Annotated in this window: 15 protein-coding genes; 7 read left to right on the top strand and 8 right to left on the bottom strand. The window is 64.5% G+C overall.

Features of this window, described 5'->3' with window-relative positions; translation table 11 throughout:
• Positions 1-55 precede the first annotated feature (55 nt).
• Positions 56-1,405 (bottom strand): tryptophan--tRNA ligase, encoded by a 1,350-nt coding sequence (locus NJH59_RS07305; protein ID WP_043862042.1) that lies wholly within the window; start codon positions 1,403-1,405, stop codon positions 56-58.
• Positions 1,406-1,429: 24 nt separating this feature from the next.
• A complete protein-coding gene (locus NJH59_RS07300; RefSeq protein WP_043862041.1) occupies positions 1,430-2,065 on the bottom strand; it encodes an alpha/beta fold hydrolase in 636 nt (211 codons plus the stop codon).
• A 137-nt stretch (positions 2,066-2,202) separates the two neighbouring features.
• Here NJH59_RS07300 and NJH59_RS07295 point away from each other — a divergent pair, with 137 nt between their 5' ends.
• Positions 2,203-2,634 (top strand): DUF1043 family protein, encoded by a 432-nt coding sequence (locus NJH59_RS07295; RefSeq protein WP_043862040.1) that lies wholly within the window; start codon positions 2,203-2,205, stop codon positions 2,632-2,634.
• Between the two features lie 129 nt (positions 2,635-2,763).
• On the opposite strand, the gene mdeB is transcribed toward NJH59_RS07295, so the two are convergent.
• Positions 2,764-5,445: an alpha-ketoglutarate dehydrogenase gene (mdeB, locus tag NJH59_RS07290; protein ID WP_253086623.1), complete on the bottom strand. Its 2,682-nt coding sequence runs from the start codon at positions 5,443-5,445 to the stop codon at positions 2,764-2,766.
• Positions 5,446-5,470: 25 nt separating this feature from the next.
• Positions 5,471-6,667, bottom strand: coding sequence for a methionine gamma-lyase (locus NJH59_RS07285; RefSeq protein ID WP_253086590.1), 1,197 nt, complete (start codon positions 6,665-6,667; stop codon positions 5,471-5,473).
• A 127-nt stretch (positions 6,668-6,794) separates the two neighbouring features.
• Here NJH59_RS07285 and NJH59_RS07280 point away from each other — a divergent pair, with 127 nt between their 5' ends.
• A complete protein-coding gene (locus NJH59_RS07280; RefSeq protein WP_043861021.1) occupies positions 6,795-7,274 on the top strand; it encodes an Lrp/AsnC family transcriptional regulator in 480 nt (159 codons plus the stop codon).
• A gap of 155 nt (positions 7,275-7,429) precedes the next feature.
• Here the strand turns inward: NJH59_RS07280 and cysN are convergent, their stop codons facing one another.
• The 3 genes from cysN to NJH59_RS07265 all read right to left on the bottom strand — a co-directional run bounded on the left by cysN (position 7,430) and on the right by NJH59_RS07265 (position 11,158).
• Positions 7,430-9,331, bottom strand: coding sequence for a sulfate adenylyltransferase subunit CysN (gene cysN / locus NJH59_RS07275; RefSeq protein ID WP_253086589.1), 1,902 nt, complete (start codon positions 9,329-9,331; stop codon positions 7,430-7,432).
• Between the two features lie 14 nt (positions 9,332-9,345).
• Entirely contained in the window at positions 9,346-10,263 is a 918-nt protein-coding gene (gene cysD, locus NJH59_RS07270; protein WP_058540870.1) for a sulfate adenylyltransferase subunit CysD, read from the bottom strand.
• Between the two features lie 136 nt (positions 10,264-10,399).
• Positions 10,400-11,158 carry a Nif3-like dinuclear metal center hexameric protein gene (locus tag NJH59_RS07265; protein ID WP_043861018.1) on the bottom strand — a complete coding sequence of 253 codons (759 nt, stop codon included), beginning with the start codon at positions 11,156-11,158 and terminating at the stop codon, positions 10,400-10,402.
• A 240-nt stretch (positions 11,159-11,398) separates the two neighbouring features.
• On the opposite strand from NJH59_RS07265, the gene algW reads away from it, so the two are divergent.
• The 5 genes from algW (at position 11,399) to NJH59_RS07240 (ending at position 16,775) form a co-directional block, all read left to right on the top strand.
• Positions 11,399-12,556 (top strand): Do family serine endopeptidase AlgW, encoded by a 1,158-nt coding sequence (gene algW / locus NJH59_RS07260; protein WP_043861017.1) that lies wholly within the window; start codon positions 11,399-11,401, stop codon positions 12,554-12,556.
• 149 nt (positions 12,557-12,705) lie between these two features.
• Positions 12,706-13,365 (top strand): alpha/beta fold hydrolase, encoded by a 660-nt coding sequence (locus NJH59_RS07255; RefSeq protein ID WP_043861016.1) that lies wholly within the window; start codon positions 12,706-12,708, stop codon positions 13,363-13,365.
• A 102-nt stretch (positions 13,366-13,467) separates the two neighbouring features.
• Complete coding sequence (rhlB, locus tag NJH59_RS07250; protein WP_078479565.1) at positions 13,468-14,934, top strand: ATP-dependent RNA helicase RhlB; 1,467 nt, start codon at positions 13,468-13,470, stop codon at positions 14,932-14,934.
• Positions 14,935-15,130: 196 nt separating this feature from the next.
• A complete protein-coding gene (locus tag NJH59_RS07245) occupies positions 15,131-16,075 on the top strand; it encodes an ornithine cyclodeaminase family protein (protein ID WP_043861015.1) in 945 nt (314 codons plus the stop codon).
• 73 nt (positions 16,076-16,148) lie between these two features.
• Entirely contained in the window at positions 16,149-16,775 is a 627-nt protein-coding gene (locus NJH59_RS07240; protein WP_253086588.1) for a PAS domain-containing protein, read from the top strand.
• A 28-nt stretch (positions 16,776-16,803) separates the two neighbouring features.
• Here NJH59_RS07240 and NJH59_RS07235 read toward each other — a convergent pair whose 3' ends face one another.
• Positions 16,804-17,583: an ABC transporter substrate-binding protein gene (locus tag NJH59_RS07235; protein ID WP_054914847.1), complete on the bottom strand. Its 780-nt coding sequence runs from the start codon at positions 17,581-17,583 to the stop codon at positions 16,804-16,806.
• Positions 17,584-17,604: the final 21 nt, after the last annotated feature.

Raw genomic sequence — 17,604 nt, 5'->3', positions numbered from 1 at the left:
GGCCGTCACTGTAGCGACGGCCCCGGGTAATGGCAATCAGACTTGCGATTGACGGTCAGTCCTGCTGGGGCTGCAAGGCAGCGCGCAGGCTCTCGATGGCGGCATCGCGCGCCGTGGCATCGGCGAACTGCGGGCCGTCGGCCACGCACTCGCCTTCCAGCCACAGGCTGAAGCCCAGGCCTTCGTCACGTACATCCAGCGGCTGGCCCAGTTGCAACTGCTTGCTCACCGCGCCGGCCGCCTTGCCATCGGCAAAGCTGCGCGACAGCAGCAACTGCTCGCCGTCGGCTGCCAGGAGGCGGAAACGGAAGCTGCCGTCCTCTTCACGGAAGCTCACGAAGCGTGCCGCCTTGACCGCCTTCTTCCTGGTTTCACCGCTGACCTGAACCGTGCTGCGGAACGAGCGCAGGCCCACTGCTTCGCGCAGTTGCTCAAGAAACGGCGTGGCGATCCTGCGGGCCTTCTGCGCGCCGGCCAGAAGAATATCCTCCAGGTCCGCCGGGCGGGAAATCAGCTGGTGGTAATGCTCGCGCGGCGCGCTCAACTGGCCGTCGACCAGCTGGAACAGGCGCTGCTTGGCTTCGCCCCAACCCAGCCCCTGCAGCAGTTCGCTGCGGAAGGCTTCGGCTTGCTCGGCGGTGGCAAAGGCCTGGAACAGGGTGAACAGGTGCGAGTTGTCCGGGTCCTTGGCCTCGCCCGGCGCGCGCGAGTCGGTGACGATGCGCGAGATCGCGTCCTTCATCTCCTTGGCACTGGTGAACAGCGGGATGGTGTTGTCGTAGCTCTTGGACATCTTGCGACCGTCCAGGCCCGGCAAGGTGGCCACGCTTTCCTCGATCAGCGCCTCGGGCATGGCGAAGAAGTCCTTGCCCTGGCCGAACAGGTGGTTGAAGCGCTGCCCGATATCACGGGCCATTTCCACGTGCTGGATCTGGTCGCGCCCCACCGGCACCTTGTTGGCATTGAACATCAGGATGTCCGCCGCCATCAGCACCGGATAGCTGTACAGGCCCATGCTCACGCCCGCATCCGGGTCTTCGCCGCTTTCCAGGTTCTTGTCCACCGAGGCCTTGTAGGCATGCGCGCGATTGAGCAGGCCCTTGGCCGCCACGCAGGTCAGCAGCCAGGTCAGCTCGGGGATCTCGGGAATGTCGGACTGGCGGTAGAAGGTCACGCGTTCCGGGTCCAGGCCGCCGGCCAGCCAGGTGGCGGCGATTTCCAGACGCGAGCGCTGGATGCGCTGCGGGTCGTCGCACTTGATCAGCGCATGGTAGTCGGCCAGGAAGTAGAACGAGTCGACGCCCGGCTGCTGGCTGGCGAGGACCGCCGGGCGGATGGCACCGGCATAGTTGCCAAGGTGCGGCGTGCCCGTGGTGGTGATACCGGTAAGGATACGAGTGGTCATGGGTAATCGCTTATCAGGCTTGTATCAGTTCGAAAGGCGTGGCAACACCAGATCCTTGAGGTCGGTCAGCTTGCCGTGAAAAAAGTGACCGCATTCTGCCACTTTCAGCAGCTCATGGGGGCGCGCCAGTGCATCGGACCAGGCGTAGACGATCTGCGGATCGATCACCTCGTCGGTTTCGGGCTGGATCACGCTCAAGGCACCTGCCTGCGGCAGGCCGTCGGTACCGCCAAGGCGCATCACCGCCGGGGCTACCATGAACAGGTGCTTGAGCGTGACGCCCTGGGCTTCGAGCCGGCCGCCGAGGCTGGCCGCGACGAAGCCGCCGAAGGAGAAGCCCATCAGCGTCAAAGGTAATTCGGGATGTTTTTCGCGCAGCCAGGTTGCAGCGGCCTGTGCATCGTCGACTTCGCCGCTGCCCATGTCATGGCTGCCAGCGCTCTGGCCTACACCGCGGTAGTTGAAGCGCAGGGTGATGTAGCCGGCATCGCGTGCGGTGCGCTGCAGCATCGACACCACCTTGTTGGTCATGGTGCCGCCCTGCACGGGGTTGGGGTGGCACAGCAGGACGATGCCGCGAGGGTCTGCCACGTCCAGGTACAGGGCTTCCAGCTGGCCAACCGGGCCATCGATGAATACGGGGGTTTCGCGGATAAGCAAGGGTGAACTCCGTGACCTCTGGAGGGGTCGACTCGTCTAGCTGATGATTCTGTCTGAGATATTTGCGATCGCTCGCGGTATACAGCGCAGGTCCGAGCCGTTAACGTAAAGCAAAGCCGTTTATAGAGGAAGGACTCGTGGAACTCTCGCTCTTAGTTTGGTTGTTGCCGACCCTGGCCCTGGTAGTGGGTGTAGTCGTTGGTTTCCTGGTCGCCCGCCTCTTGCCCAATGCCGCCCCGAGCAGCACCCAGCGGCAGCTGGACGATATCCAGGAACGTTTTGACAGTTATCAGAGTGAAGTGGTGACCCATTTCAACAGCACCGCGGCGCTGGTCAAGAAGCTGACCCAGAGCTACCAGGAAGTGCAGGACCACCTGGCCGAAGGCGCCAACCGTCTGGCCCTGGACGAACAGACCCGTCAGCGCCTGCTGGCCGCACTGCACTCCGAGGCGCAGGGCCCGCGTGACCGTCTGACCCCGCCCAAGGACACCGAAGTGCCACGCGACTACGCGCCCAAAGCACCGAACACCCCGGGCATGCTGGATGAGCATTACGGGCTCAAGCGCTGAGCGCAGCGGCCCCGTCACTGGCATGGCGCGCTCCTGCTGGAGCCGGCCTTGCCGGCGAATGCCACACCCAACCATCTGACACAAAGAAAAAAGGGGCCGATCACCGGCCCCTTTTTTCATCCCCTCACATCAACGATACCAGGGGCCCGCCGCATCCAGCGCCGGATACCTGGCCCGTGCCTGCGCCATCACATCGACCTCCAGCAGCCCGTCATCCACCAGCGCCTGCAAGCTGGCCAGCACCACACTGAAGCGGTCCACCTCGAAGAACTGGCGCAACCGCTGGCGCGTATCGCTGCGCCCGAAGCCGTCGGTGCCCAGCGTCACGTATGGCGCCGGCACGTACTCGGCAATCAATTGCGGCCAGGCACGTACATAGTCAGTCGCGGCAATCACCGGCGCATCTCCCACCAGGCATTGCGCCAGATGGCTGCTGCCACCCAGCCCCAGACGCTGCCCGCGCTGCACATCCCGTGCATCACGCGCCAGTTCGCTGAAGCTGGTCACACTGAACACCTCGCTGGCGATGCCCCAGTCCGCCGCCAGCAGCTCGCTCGCGGCGATCACCTCGCGCAGGATCGCCCCGGAGCCCAGCAGGCGAACCCGCCCCAGGGCATGCTCCACCTGCTGTTCGGCAAACCGGTACATCCCGCGCAACACTGCCGCATGTGCCTCAGGTGGCAGGGAGGGGTGTGGATAACTTTCATTCATCACCGCCACATAGTGAAACTCGTCGCACTGCTCCACCAGCATGCGCCGCGCCGCGTGTTCCAGAATCACCGCCAGTTCGCCGGCAAAGCACGGCTCCCAGGCGCGGCAGTTGGGCACCATGGCCGCCATCACCAGGCTCGAGCCATCCTGGTGCTGCAAGCCTTCGCCGCCCAGGGTGGTGCGCCCTGCCGTGGCCCCCAGCAGCAGGCCACGTGCACGCTGGTCGGCCGCCGCCCATATCAGGTCGCCGACCCGCTGGAAGCCGAACATCGAGTAATAGATGTACACCGGCAACATCGGCTCGCCATGCACCGCATAGGAGGTGGCCGCCGCTACCCAGGACGACAGGGCCCCGGCCTCGGTGATGCCCTCCTCCAGCAACTGACCATCGCGCGACTCCCTGTAGGAGAGCAGCGAACTGGCATCTTCGGGTTCGTAGCGCTGCCCATGGGGCGAGTAGATGCCGATCTGCCGGAACAGGCTGGCCATGCCGAAGGTGCGCGCTTCATCGGCGACGATCGGCACCACCCGCGGCCCCAGCTCCGGGGCCTTGAGCCAGGCACCGAGCATGCGCACCGCAGCCATGGTGGTGGACATCTCCTTGCCCTCGGCGTGCAGCGCAAAACCGCCCATCACCTCCAGCGCCGGTACTGGCAGCGTGCGCGCCTGGGGCCGCCGCGACGGCAGGCTGCCGCCCAGGGCATTGCGCCGCTCGCGCAGGTAGCGCATCTCCCGGCTGTTTTCGTCCGGCCGGTAGAACTGCAACTGCTCAACCTGCGCATCGCTCAAGGGCAGGTGGAAGCGGTCACGGAAGGCCAGCAGCGCCTGCACATCGAGCTTCTTGGCCTGGTGCGCGGTCATGCGCGACTCGCCGGCCGCACTCATGCCGTAGCCCTTCTTGGTCTTGGCCAGGATCACCGTGGGCCGGCCCTTGCACGCCTTGGCGGCGGCAAAGGCGGCATACAGCTTGCGAAAATCATGGCCACCGCGCTTGAGCGCGTTGATCTCGGCCGAGCTCATGTGCTCGACCAGGCGCTGCAAGGCCGGGTGCTGGTTGAAGAAGTGTTCGAGGTTGTAGGCGCCGTCATTGGCCCCCAGGGTCTGGAACTGGCCGTCGGGGGTTGCCGCCAGCTGGCGCAGCAGCACGTGCTCGCTGTCGCGGGCAAACAGCGCATCCCATTCCGAGCCCCACAACACCTTGATCACGTTCCAGCCGGCGCCGCTGAACAGCGACTCCAGCTCCTGGATGATCTGGCCATTGCCACGCACCGGACCATCCAGGCGCTGCAGGTTGCAGTTGACGATGAAGGTCAGGTTGTCGAGTTGCTCACGGGCCGCCAGCGTCAGCCCGGCGATGGATTCGGGCTCGTCCATCTCGCCATCGCCGAACACGCCCCACACATGGCGCTGCGCGGTATCAGCCAGGCCGCGGTGCTGCAGGTAGCGCATGAAGCGCGCCTGGTACACGGCGTTGAGCGGGCCGATGCCCATCGACCCGGTGGGAAACTGCCAGAAGTCGGGCATCAGCCACGGGTGCGGGTAGGAGCACAGGCCATCGCCTGCGACCTCCTGCCGATAGCTGGCCAGCTGAGCCTCGCTCAGGCGCCCTTCAAGAAAGGCCCGGGCATAAATGCCGGGCGCCGAGTGCGGCTGGAAGAACACCAGGTCGGCCGTGCGCTGCTCGCCGCCCTCCTCGCCGCGAAAAAAATGCTGAAACCCCACCTCGAAGATCTCTGCGGCCGAAGCGTAACTGGCGATGTGACCGCCCAGGTCACCGTAAGCATGGTTGGCACGCACCACCATCGCCAGGGCATTCCAGCGCAGGATGCTGGTGATGCGCTCGTCCAGTTCCAGGTCGCCCGGGTAGGCGCCCTGATGTTCGAGCGACAGGGTGTTGCGGTACGCCGAGTACGGCTGGGCACCACGCTCCAGGCCCAGTTCGCGGGCATGCGCCTCCAACTGTTCGAGCAGAAACCGCGCGCGGGCCGGGCCGCAGTGCGCCAGGGTCGACTCCAGCGCCTCCAGCCACTCTGCAGTTTCGCCAGGGTCGCTGTCACCGGGCACGCCGTCGCCAGGCACAAGGTTCATCATTGCCACCATTGCATTGACCTCATCCGTGACGGGTTCAGGCACTCGCCTTGAGTGCCTGTTGCACATCGGCCAGCAGGTCGTCGATGTCTTCCAGCCCCACCGACAACCGCACCAGCCCCTCGGAGATGCCGTAATGCGCACGCTCCTCTGGGGTATAGCTGGAATGAGTCATGCTTGCCGGGTGCTGCGCCAGCGACTCGGCATCGCCCAGGCTCACCGCGCGGCTGAACAGTTGCAGGGCGTTCATGAACCGCCGCCCGGCACCGATGCCGCCCTTGAGTTCGAAGGCGATCATGCCGCCCGGCTGGCTCATCTGCTGGCGGGCCAGGGTGTACTGCGGGAAGCTCGCCAGGCCCGGGTAATGGATCAGCTCCACCTGCGGCTGCCCGGCGAGGAACTCGGCCAGCACCTGAGCGTTGGCGCAGTGGCGGTCCATGCGCAGGTTGAGGGTCTTGATGCCGCGCATCAGCAGTGCGGCGTCATTGGGCGAGAGCACCGCACCGGTCATGTCCTTGAGGCCCTGCAGACGTATACGGTCCACCAGTGCCTGGCTGCCCACCACAATGCCAGCAGTGATGTCGCCATGGCCGCTCAGGTACTTGGTGGCCGAATGCACCACCAGGTCGGCGCCCAGCTCCAGTGGCCGTTGCAGGTACGGCGTGCAGTAGGTGTTGTCGACCACCACGGTCGCGCCGTGCTTGCGTGCAATCTTCGCCACGCCGGCGATATCGGCCATGTGCATGTTGGGGTTGGCCGGCGACTCGAAATAGATCACCCGGGTGGCCGGCGTCATGGCCGCCTCCAATGCCTGCAGGTCGGCCATGTCCACATGGCGCAGCTTGACCCCGAACTCGCCGATGCCGTGGTGCAAGAAGGCAAAGGTGCAGCCGTACAGGGTATTGCCCAGCAGCACCTCGTCACCGGGGCGCAGCAGCGTCCATAGCGTGGACGTGATCGCCCCCATGCCCGAGGCCAGCGCCAGCCCGGCCTCGCCGCCTTCCAGCGAGGCCATGCGTGCTTCCAGCAGGTTGAGGGTGGGGTTGGAGATGCGGCTGTAGAAATGCCCGGCCTGCTCGCCGGCAAAGCACGCAGCGCCGTATTCCACGGTGGGGAAGGTGAACGTCGCGGTCTGGTAGACCGGTGGCACCAGTGCGCCGCCGTGGTCCTGGGGGTCGTAGCCATGGTGAATGGCGCGGGTGGCAAATCCTGGGAGCTTGTTGGAGCCGTGCATGGCAACCGCCTCTTGTGGTTTGTTATAAGCTTATTCCACAGACCGGCTTAAATTTTTCCAAATACGCCTACGAAAAGCGCCGTTCACTGACATAAAAACAACAAGAACAGGCTATGGAGGGCAAGACATGCCTAGCGCCATCGACCGTACCGACCGCGCACTGCTGGCCGCGCTGCAAGACAACGCCCGACTGACCGTGGCCGAGCTCGCCGACAGCGTCGCCCTGACCACCTCGCCGTGCTGGCGGCGGGTCAAGCTGCTGGAGGAGTCGGGCTACATCACCGGCTATCAGGCCATCCTGTCACCCAAGGCACTGGGCTTCGGAGTGACCGCCTTCGTCAGCATCATGATGGATTCGCACAGCAAGGAGATGGCCCGGGCATTCGAGCAGCGGCTGATGGATATCCCCGAAATCGTGGCGTGCCACAACATCTCCGGGCGCTATGACTTCCTGCTGGAGATTCTGGCGCGGGATCTGGAGTCGTTCGGCGAGTTCACCCGCGAGGTACTGCAGCGGCTGCCGGGGGTGAAGGAGATCTATTCGAGCTTCTCGTTCAAGGCGGTGAAGGAGAAGCGGGTGATTCCGGTGGCACAGAAGCATATTTGAAGCGGCGTGTCCGCTGAGCACTTCCCCGGCAAGGCCTGCTCCTGCATGGCCTTGCGCTCACCGTAGGACCCGGCCTTGCCGGCGAAGCGGCCAGCCGCCACAAAAAAGCCCGCGATGGCCTTCACCATCGCGGGCTTTTCATTCAGCAGCAGCGCTTAGATCGCGCCACGCTTGCGCAGCAGTTCCAGTACCTGCTTGACGCCCTCTTCCACGCCAACGCTCTGGGTGTCGATCACCAGGTCCGCATCCTGCGGCACGTCATACGGGAAGCTCTCGCCCGGGATGTTGTCGCCACCGGCCGCGTACAGCCCCTGCGGATCACGCTCACGGCACGCCAACGGCGAAGCCTGGACGTAAACGGTCAGCAAGCGCTCCTTGCCGATCAGCGCCTTGGCCTGTTCACGGCCTTCGGCATCCGGTGCCACGAACGCGGCCAGGGTCAGCAAGCCCGCTTCGTTGAACTGACGCGCCACATGCGCAGCACGACGCCAGTTCTCGGTACGCCCGGCACGGTCCTGCGGCAGGCCTTTGTTCAGGTCATGGCGCAGGTTCTGCCCATCGAGCACGTACACCGCACGGCCCATGTCGAACAGCTTGCGCTCAACGGCATACGCCAGGGTGCTCTTGCCCGCGCCCGACAGGCCGCTGAACAGCACGGTGGCCGGCTGCTGGCCGAAGCGCAAGGCACGCTCCTCGGTGGTCACGTGGGCCTGGCTGCCATGCTGGCCGGTGCTGCCGTGAGGCAGTACAGGTGGCGCGATGATCATGCCCGCGCCCACGGTGCCGTTGGTCAGGCGGTCGATGATGATGAACGCGCCGGTGGTGCGGTTGCTGTCGTAGCCGTCCAGCGCGATCGGAGCGTCCAGGCTCACCTTGACCTTGCCGATCTCGTTGAGCTGCAACGAACTCGCAGCGCCCTGTTCCAGGGTGTTCACATCGACCTTGTGGGCGATGCTGGCAATCGAGCCCGGCACGTAGCTGGTGGCGCGCTTGATGTCGTATTTCTTGCCCGGCAGCATCGGCTCTTCGGCCATCCACACCAGCATGGCGTCGAACTGGTCGGTCACCGGCGGGACGTTGTCGGCATGCACCAGCAGGTCGCCACGGGAGATGTCGATCTCGTCTTCCATGGTCAGGGTCACGGCCTGGCCCGGGCCGGCCTGCTCCAGCTCACCTTCGTAGGTGACGATGGACTTCACGCGGCTGCTCTTGCCCGACGGCAGCACCACGATCTCGTCGCCCTTGTGTACCACGCCGCTGGCCAGGGTGCCGGCAAAGCCACGGAAGTTCAGGTTGGGACGGTTGACGTACTGCACCGGAAAACGCAGGTCGGTGAAGTTGCGGTCGGCCGCCACTTCCACGGTTTCGAGGATTTCCATCAGCGCAGGGCCGGTGTACCACGGCGAACGCTCGCTGCGGTTGACCACGTTGTCGCCCTTGAGCGCCGACATCGGCACGAAGTGCAGGCTGCTGGGGGTCATGTTGATGGCTTCGGCAAACTTCAGGTAGTCAGCCTTGATGCCTTCGAACACGTCCTGGTCGAAGCCCTTGAGGTCCATCTTGTTCACGGCCACGACGATGTGCTTGATGCCCAGCAGCGAAGCGATGTAGCTGTGCCGGCGGGTCTGGGTCTGCACGCCGTAGCGCGCGTCCACCAGGATGATCGCCAGGTCGCAGGTGGACGCACCGGTGGCCATGTTGCGGGTGTACTGCTCGTGGCCCGGGGTATCGGCGATGATGAACTTGCGCTTGGCCGTGGAGAAATAGCGGTAGGCCACATCGATGGTGATGCCCTGCTCGCGCTCGGCCTGCAGGCCGTCGACCAGCAATGCCAGGTCGATGTCGTCACCGGTGGTGCCGACTTTCTTCGAATCGCGGGTAATGGCTTCCAGATGGTCTTCGTAGATCATCTTGGAATCGTGCAGCAGGCGCCCGATCAGGGTGCTCTTGCCGTCGTCGACGTTACCGCAGGTCAAGAAGCGCAGCAGTTCCTTGCGTTCGTGCTGGGCCAGGTAGGCGAGGATGTCCTCGCTGATCAATTCGGATTGGTGCGACATGGTCTGACCCTAACTTAGAAATAGCCCTGACGTTTCTTGTCTTCCATGGAACCTGCGCCATCGTGGTCGATGACGCGGCCCTGGCGCTCGGAAGTGCGCGTCAGGAGCATTTCCTGAATGATGTCGGTCAGGCTCTCGGCCTCCGACTCCACCGCGCCCGTCAACGGGTAGCAGCCAAGGGTACGGAAACGCACTTTCTTCTTGACGATGCGAGCCTTCTCTTCATCCGAGAGGTGCTCCAGGATGCGCTCGTCATCGATCATGATCAGGGTGCCGTTCTTCTCGATCACTTCGCGCTCGGCTGCAAAGTACAGCGGCACGATCGGGATGCCTTCGAGGTAGATGTACTGCCAGATATCCAGCTCGGTCCAGTTCGACAGCGGGAACACGCGAATCGACTCGCCCTTGTTGACCTTGCCGTTGTACACGTTCCACAGCTCTGGGCGCTGGTTCTTCGGGTCCCAGCGGTGCTTGCTGTCACGGAACGAGTACACGCGCTCCTTGGCCCGCGACTTCTCTTCGTCGCGGCGCGCGCCACCGAAGGCGGCGTCGAAGCCGTGCTTGTCGAGCGCCTGCTTGAGGCCCTCGGTCTTCATGATGTCGGTGTGCTTGGCACTGCCGTGGGTGAACGGATTGATGCCCTGGGCAACGCCATCGGGGTTGACGTGGGTGATCAGCTCCAGGCCCATTTCCTCGACCATCTTGTCGCGGAAGCTGTACATCTCCTGGAATTTCCACTGGGTGTCGACGTGCATCACCGGAAACGGCAGCTTGCCCGGGAAGAAGGCCTTGCGTGCCAGGTGCAGCATCACGGCCGAATCCTTGCCGATCGAGTACAGCATCACCGGGTTGTCGAACTCGGCGGCCACCTCACGAATGATGTGGATGCTCTCCGCCTCCAACTGTTTCAAATGCGTCAGCTTGTCGACCATGGCTACTCACGGAAAATCAATCTTATGGACGGCCAGCGGGCCGTGTTCGAGCGGGCCACTTTATCACAGCACCCGATTCTATTTAGGCAGGCTACTAGAACGAAACAGTATAAGAATATGCCTTGGCGTTTTAGCCTCAGATCGGGTTCGGGCAGTCGATGAACAGGTGTTCCAGAGCGAATCGACGTGCCAGGTAATCGCCCAGCGCCTGCACCCCGTAACGCTCGGTGGCGTGGTGGCCGGCGGCGATGAAGCTGATGCCGTTCTCGCGAGCACTGTGGAAAGTCTGTTCCGACGCCTCGCCGCTCAAGTACAGGTCGACCCCTGCGGCAATCGCCTGGTCGATGTAGCCCTGGCCGCCGCCGGTGCACCAGCCCACCCGGCGAATGACCTCGTCGCCTTCGATCAGCAGCGGCTCGCGGCCCATCACGTCGCTGACCTTGCGCGCGAAATCCCGCGCCGACATCGGTTCGGCCAGTGAGCCCACCAGGCCCACCACCCGCGGGTTGGCCGGGTCCAGCGGGCCCTCGACGGTGATGTCCAGCTGGCGCGCCAGCTGCACGTTGTTGCCCACCTCGGGGTGCAGGTCCAGCGGCAGGTGGTAGGCCAGCAGGCTCAGGTCGTGTTTGAGCAGGGTCTTGAGGCGGCGCTGCTTCATGCCGGTGATGCAGGGGTTCTCGCCCTTCCAGAAGTAGCCGTGGTGCACCAGCACCAGGTCGGCGCCCGCCTCGACCGCAGCGTCCAGCAATGCCTGGCTGGCGGTGACGCCGGTGACGATGCGCGACACCTGCGGGTTGCCCTCGACCTGCAGGCCGTTGGGGCAGTAGTCCTGGATTTTTGCGCTGCCAAGGTAGCGATCGGCTTCCTCGACCAGGGTGCTCAGGGCAACAGCCATGCAAAGACTCCTCAATTCAGCGGTTCAGCGTGGCACAAGGCCTCGTATAATGGCCGCCATTATGAGCCGTCGACCGTTTTTGGGGAAACCGACGGCAACTGCCCGGGGGCGCGGCGCCATGACCGTCATGGCTCGACGTGATTTAGCAGTTCCTGCACGGGCCTTGCCGCAGTATGATCGCGCGCGTTCATCTACTCCCCACTGCGGCATCGGCTCTGGCCACCTCCCAGGATCCATCTCATGTTCAAGGCTCTGCGTTACTTTGCCTGGCCACTGGTCACCGGCGTACTGATCGCCCTGCTGGTCATCCAGCAATTTCCCCAATGGGTCGGCCTGCCCAGCCAGGACGTCAACCTGCAGCAGGCGCCGCAGACCACGCGGCTGATGCAGGGCCCCGTGTCGTATGCCGATGCGGTGAGCAATGCGGCCCCCGCAGTGGCCAACCTGTACACCACCAAGGTGGTCAACAAGACCGCGCACCCGCTGTTCGAAGACCCACAGTTCCGCCGCTTCTTCGGTGACAACCTGCCCAAGCAGCGGCGCTGGGAATCGAGCCTGGGCTCGGCGGTGATCATGAGCCCGGAGGGCTACCTGCTGACCAACAACCACGTGACCTCCGGCGCCGACCAGATCGTGGTGGCGCTCAAGGACGGCCGCGAGACCCTGGCACGGGTGATCGGCAGCGACCCGGAAACCGACCTGGCCGTGCTCAAGATCGACCTCAAGAACCTGCCCTCGATCACCATCGGGCGCTCGGACAACATCCACATCGGTGATGTGGCGCTGGCCATCGGCAACCCGTTCGGCGTCGGCCAGACCGTGACCATGGGCATCATCAGCGCCACCGGGCGCAACCAGCTGGGCCTGAACAACTACGAAGACTTCATCCAGACCGACGCGGCCATCAACCCGGGCAACTCCGGTGGCGCGCTGGTAGATGCCAATGGCAACCTGACCGGCATCAACACCGCGATCTTCTCCAAGTCCGGCGGCTCGCAGGGCATCGGCTTCGCCATCCCCACCAAGCTGGCGCTGGAGGTGATGAAGTCGATCATCGAGCATGGCCAGGTGATTCGCGGCTGGCTGGGCATCGAGGTGCAACCGCTGAGCCAGGAGCTGGCCGAGTCGTTCGGCATGCAGGGCCGGCCAGGCATCGTGGTGGCGGGCATCTTCCGCGACGGGCCGGCGCAGAAGGCCGGCCTGCAGCTGGGTGACGTGATTCTGAGCATCAATGGCGAACCGGCCGGCGATGGCCGGCGCTCGATGAACCAGGTGGCGCGGATCAAGCCCAACGACAAGGTGGCCATCGAAGTGGTGCGCAACGGCAAGCCGCTGAAGCTGATCGCCGAGATCGGCCTGCGTCCACCGCCTGCACCCGCGCCCAAGGAAGAGGACTGACCGCGCCGGCCTGACGCCGCATCGGCGCAGCACTGCGTGCGGCGGGTGATTGGCACAACCGACTGTTCTGTGACAGCCTTGCACGCAACGCCAGCGATGCCTTTTTTCAAGCACGCACCCCGGCCTGCGTGCACTTTTTCGGAGCAGTCATGACCAATCCCCTGATTCTCGAACCCCAGAAAACCGCCGACGCCTGTGTCATCTGGCTGCATGGCCTGGGCGCCGACCGCTACGACTTCATGCCGGTGGCCGAAGCCCTGCAGGAAGTGCTGCTGAGCACGCGCTTCGTGATGCCGCAGGCACCCACCCAGCCGGTCACCATCAACAATGGCTACGCCATGCCCAGCTGGTACGACATCAAGGCGCTGACGCCCGGTGCACGCGCCATCGACGAAGCGCAACTCGACGCCTCGGCACAGGCAGTCATCGACCTGATCAAGCAGGAACAGGCCAAGGGCGTCGCCCTGTCGCGCATCATCCTGGCCGGCTTCTCCCAGGGCGGTGCAGTGGTTCTGCACACCGCCTATGTAAAGTGGCAGGAGACGCTGGGCGGGGTAATGGCCCTTTCCACCTACGCCCCGACCTTCACCGACAGCACCGTGCTCAGCGCCAGCCAGCAGCGCATTCCGGCGCTGTGCCTGCACGGCGTGTACGACCCGGTGGTCATCCCGTCCATGGGGCGTGCCGCCTTCGAGTACCTGAACAGCTGGGGCGTCACCGTGCAGTGGAAGGAATACCCGATGGAACACGCCGTGCTGCCCGAGGAAATCCAGGACATCGGCGCCTGGCTGATCGAGCGGCTGCGCTAAAAAACGCCTTGTCTGTAGTTGTCGGAGCAATCCACTACGCCGCGCCCGAATCTTGCATTACACTGGCCGGCGTACATTCCTTAACCAATTGATGAGATGACCGTGCTCAAAGCACTCAAGAAGATGTTCGGAAAGAGCGAGGTTGAGCAACTCGCCACCGAAAGCGTTGCTACCGTGCAGCCGCCCGCAGCACCCAAGGCCCCGGCTCCCGCCGCGCCGCTCAAGGCTCAGACCGAAGCCGCCGCGCCAGCGCGCGCCGAAAAGCCGGCGGAAAAACCCCTGGAGCAACCGGCGAGCAAACCGGTCGAGGCCAAGCCGCGCCGCGAGCGCAAGCCAAAACCCCAGGCCAGCACCTGGAAACTGGAAGACTTTGTGGTGGAACCGCAAGAGGGCAAGACCCGCTTCCACGACTTCAAGCTCTCGCCCGAGCTGATGCATGCCATCCACGACCTGGGCTTCCCGTACTGCACGCCGATCCAGGCCGAAGTACTGGGCTTCACCCTGCGTGGCAAGGATGCGATCGGCCGGGCCCAGACCGGCACCGGCAAGACCGCCGCGTTCCTGATCTCGATCATCAGCCAGCTGCAACAGACCCCGCCGCCCAAAGAGCGCTACATGGGCGAGCCGCGGGCGCTGATCATCGCCCCTACCCGCGAGCTGGTGGTGCAAATCGCCAAGGACGCCGCCGAGCTGACCAAGTACACCGGCCTGAACGTGATGACGTTCGTCGGTGGCATGGACTTCGACAAGCAGCTCAAGGCCCTTGAGGCACGCCACTGCGACATCCTGGTGGCCACCCCGGGTCGCCTGCTGGACTTCAACCAGCGCGGCGAAGCGCACCTGGACATGGTCGAGGTGCTGGTGCTGGACGAAGCCGACCGCATGCTCGACATGGGCTTCATCCCGCAGGTTCGCCAGATCATCCGCCAGACCCCGCCCAAGAGCGAGCGCCAGACGCTGCTGTTCTCGGCCACCTTCACCGAAGACGTGATGAACCTGGCGCAACAGTGGACCACCGACCCGGCCATCGTCGAGATCGAGCCGGAGAACGTTGCCAGCGAAACCGTCGAGCAGCATGTGTATGCGGTAGCCGGTGCCGACAAGTACAAGCTGCTGTACAACCTGGTGACCGAGAACAAGTGGGAGCGGGTCATCGTGTTCGCCAACCGCAAGGACGAGGTGCGCCGTATCGAAGAGCGCCTGGTGCGTGACGGCGTGAATGCCGCGCAATTGTCGGGCGATGTGCCGCAGCACAAGCGCATCAAGACCCTGGAGAATTTCCGCGAAGGCCGGGTCACCGTGCTGGTGGCCACCGATGTGGCCGGTCGCGGGATCCACATCGACGGCATCAGCCACGTGATCAACTTCACCCTGCCCGAAGACCCGGACGACTACGTGCACCGTATCGGCCGTACCGGCCGTGCCGGTACCAGTGGCGTGTCGATCAGCTTCGCCGGTGAGGATGATTCGTACCAGCTGCCGGGTATCGAGGCATTGCTGGGGCGCAAGATCAGTTGCGAGACCCCGCCGACCGAGCTGCTCAAGCCGGTGGCGCGCAAGCATCACTGAGTCGATTGATGGACAGAAAACGCAGCCCTCGCCGGCTGCGTTTTTTTTTGCGCTGACCGGGCTGGCTCATCGCGGGTCAAGCCCGCTCCCACAGAGACCACAGTAATGATTGTGGGGGCGGGCTCGACCCGCGATAGGGTTGGCGCAATTAAACTATTTGTCCATAATAGACAAAATAGTTCAAATGGAGCGCCGCATGTCTACCCCACGCGTGATCGACCAGCCCCTGGCCCGCCAACTGCTCGCGCAGGTGGACGTGCCGCAGATCCTGCGCAAGCTGTTCCGTGACCTGGCCGCCGGCCAGGCCGTGCAGCCGCCGCAACAGCTGGTGGAGTTCCCGGCCGGCAGGGGCGACTTCATCAACTACGGCGGGGTGCTCGCCGAAGACCGCGTCTACGGCGTCAAGACCTCGCCCTACATCGTGCGCGAAGGCGCGCCGCTGATCACCGCCTGGACATTGCTGATGTCCATGGACAGCGGCCAGCCACTGCTATTGTGCGACGCCGGCGAACTGACCACCGCACGCACCGCTGCCACCACCGCCGTCGCGGTCGACGCCCTGGCCCCCACCAGCGCCAGGCGCCTGACCGTGATCGGCAGCGGCCCCATCGCCCAGGCCCACCTGCACTATGTGCGCGGCGTGCGCGACTGGCAGGACATCCGCCTGCACTCGCCAGGCCTCAAGGATAAAAGCGCCGAGCAGCGCGAAGCCCTCGGTGCACTCGACCCGCGCCTGAGCCTGGTGGACGACCTGCAATCAGCACTGCACGACGCCGACGTGATCATGCTGTGCACCTCGTCGGCAAAGCCTGTGATCGACCCGCGCCAGCTGAGCAAGCCGGCCCTGATCACCTCGATCAGCACCAACGCGGTACGCGCCCACGAAGTGCCGCCCGAGTGCCTGACCGACATGGACGTGTACTGCGACTATCGCCTGACCACCCCCGGCTCGGCCGGCGAGATGCGCATCGCCAGCGAGCAGCACGGCTGGCAGGCCGACGCCATCATCGGCGACCTGGCCCAGTTGCTCAGCGAGCAGGCGCCGCGCCCGACCTACCAGCGCCATGCCTTCTTCCGCTCCATCGGCCTGGGCCTGGAAGACATCGCCCTGGCCAACGCCCTGTACCGCCTGCACGGGTGACGCCCGCCCGCGTTTGCGGCACACTCCCAGCGCCCTTCGCCTAGGGCGCTGACACCGCCTGGAGCCCGCCTGCATGCCGATACCGCCCCACGACCCCGCCCTGAGCAACTTTCGCGCGATTGCCGACGCCATCGCCACGCTGTTCTTCCCCCACGCCGAGGTGGTGCTGCACGACCTGCGCAGCCAGAAGATCGGCTACATCGCCAACAACCTGTCCAAGCGCGAGATCGGCGACGATGCGGCCCTGGAAGACATGTTCGAGGCAGGTACCGACGAAACCAACATCGGCCCCTACGAAAAGCTCAATTGGGACGGGCAGAAGATCCGCTCGCTCAGCACCGTGCTGCGCGACGCCCAGGGCAAGCCGCAGGCCGTGCTGTGCATCAACCTGAACATCTCGATGTTCGAAAACGCCAAGGCGGCGCTGGATCTGTTTCTCTCGCCCACCCGGCTGATCGCCCAGCCCGACGCGCTGTTTCGCGATGACTGGCAGGAGCGCATCAACACGTTTCTCAACAGCTGGCTGCGCGAGCGCCAGCTGGCACTGAGCAACCTGAATCGCGACCACAAGCGCGAACTGGTGCTGGCCCTGCACGCCGAGGGTGCGTTTCGCGGCAAGAGCGCCGCCAACTACGTGGCCAACGTGCTGAACATGGGCCGGGCCACGGTGTACAAGCACCTCAAGGAGCTCAAGGCCTGAACGAACTCAGGCCTCGGGCAGGCGACGGTCAGTCGCCGTAGATGTCGGACTTGAAGTACTTGGCCTGGATCTTCTGGTACTCGCCATTGGCGCGAATGGCGTCGATGGCCGCGTTCAGCTGGGCCACCAGTTCGGCGTTGCCCTTGCGCACCGCGATCCCGGCGCCCTCACCCACGTACTTGGGGTCTTTCAGCTCTGGCCCGACAAACCCGTAACCCTTGCCCTTGGGCGTCTCCAGGAAGCCCTGTTCAAGCGGGATGGTGTCGGCGAACACACCGTCCAGGCGACCGGCCACCAGGTCCATGAAGATTTCCTCGTTGCTGGTGTAGCGCACGATCTCGATGCCCTTGGGCACCAGTTCCGCAGTCACATAGCGGTCGGTGGTGGTCGCGCGCTGCACGCCGATGCGCTTGCCCTTGAGGTTGGCGAAGTCGTCATCGACCTGGCTGCCGTCCTTCATGGCCAGGCGTGCGGAGGTGAAGTAGTACTTGTGGGTGAAGTCCACCGACTTCTTGCGGTCTTCGGTGATGGTGATCGACGACAGGGCAGCGTCGATCTTCTTGACCTTGAGCGACGGGATCAGGCCGTCGTACTCCTGTTCGGTCCACTGGCACTTGACCTGCATCTGCGCGCACAGGGCGTTGCCGATGTCGTAGTCGAAGCCACTGATAGCGCCGTCGGCGGTCTTGAACGCGAACGGTGGGTAGGCGGCTTCGATACCGATGCGCAGGGTCTTTTCAGCGGCGAACGACGGGGCGGCGGCAAACAGGCTCAACGCCAGCGCAGCCAACAGGGATGGGGTTTTCATCAGCGGTCTCTCTCGCTCGTT

The sequence above is a fragment of the Pseudomonas sp. VE 267-6A genome (genome assembly GCF_024126555.1).
Classification (GTDB): Bacteria; Pseudomonadota; Gammaproteobacteria; order Pseudomonadales; family Pseudomonadaceae; genus Aquipseudomonas; species Aquipseudomonas palmensis.
Note: the sequence above shows the minus strand (reverse complement) of the source record. Positions and strands in the feature narration are given on the sequence as shown.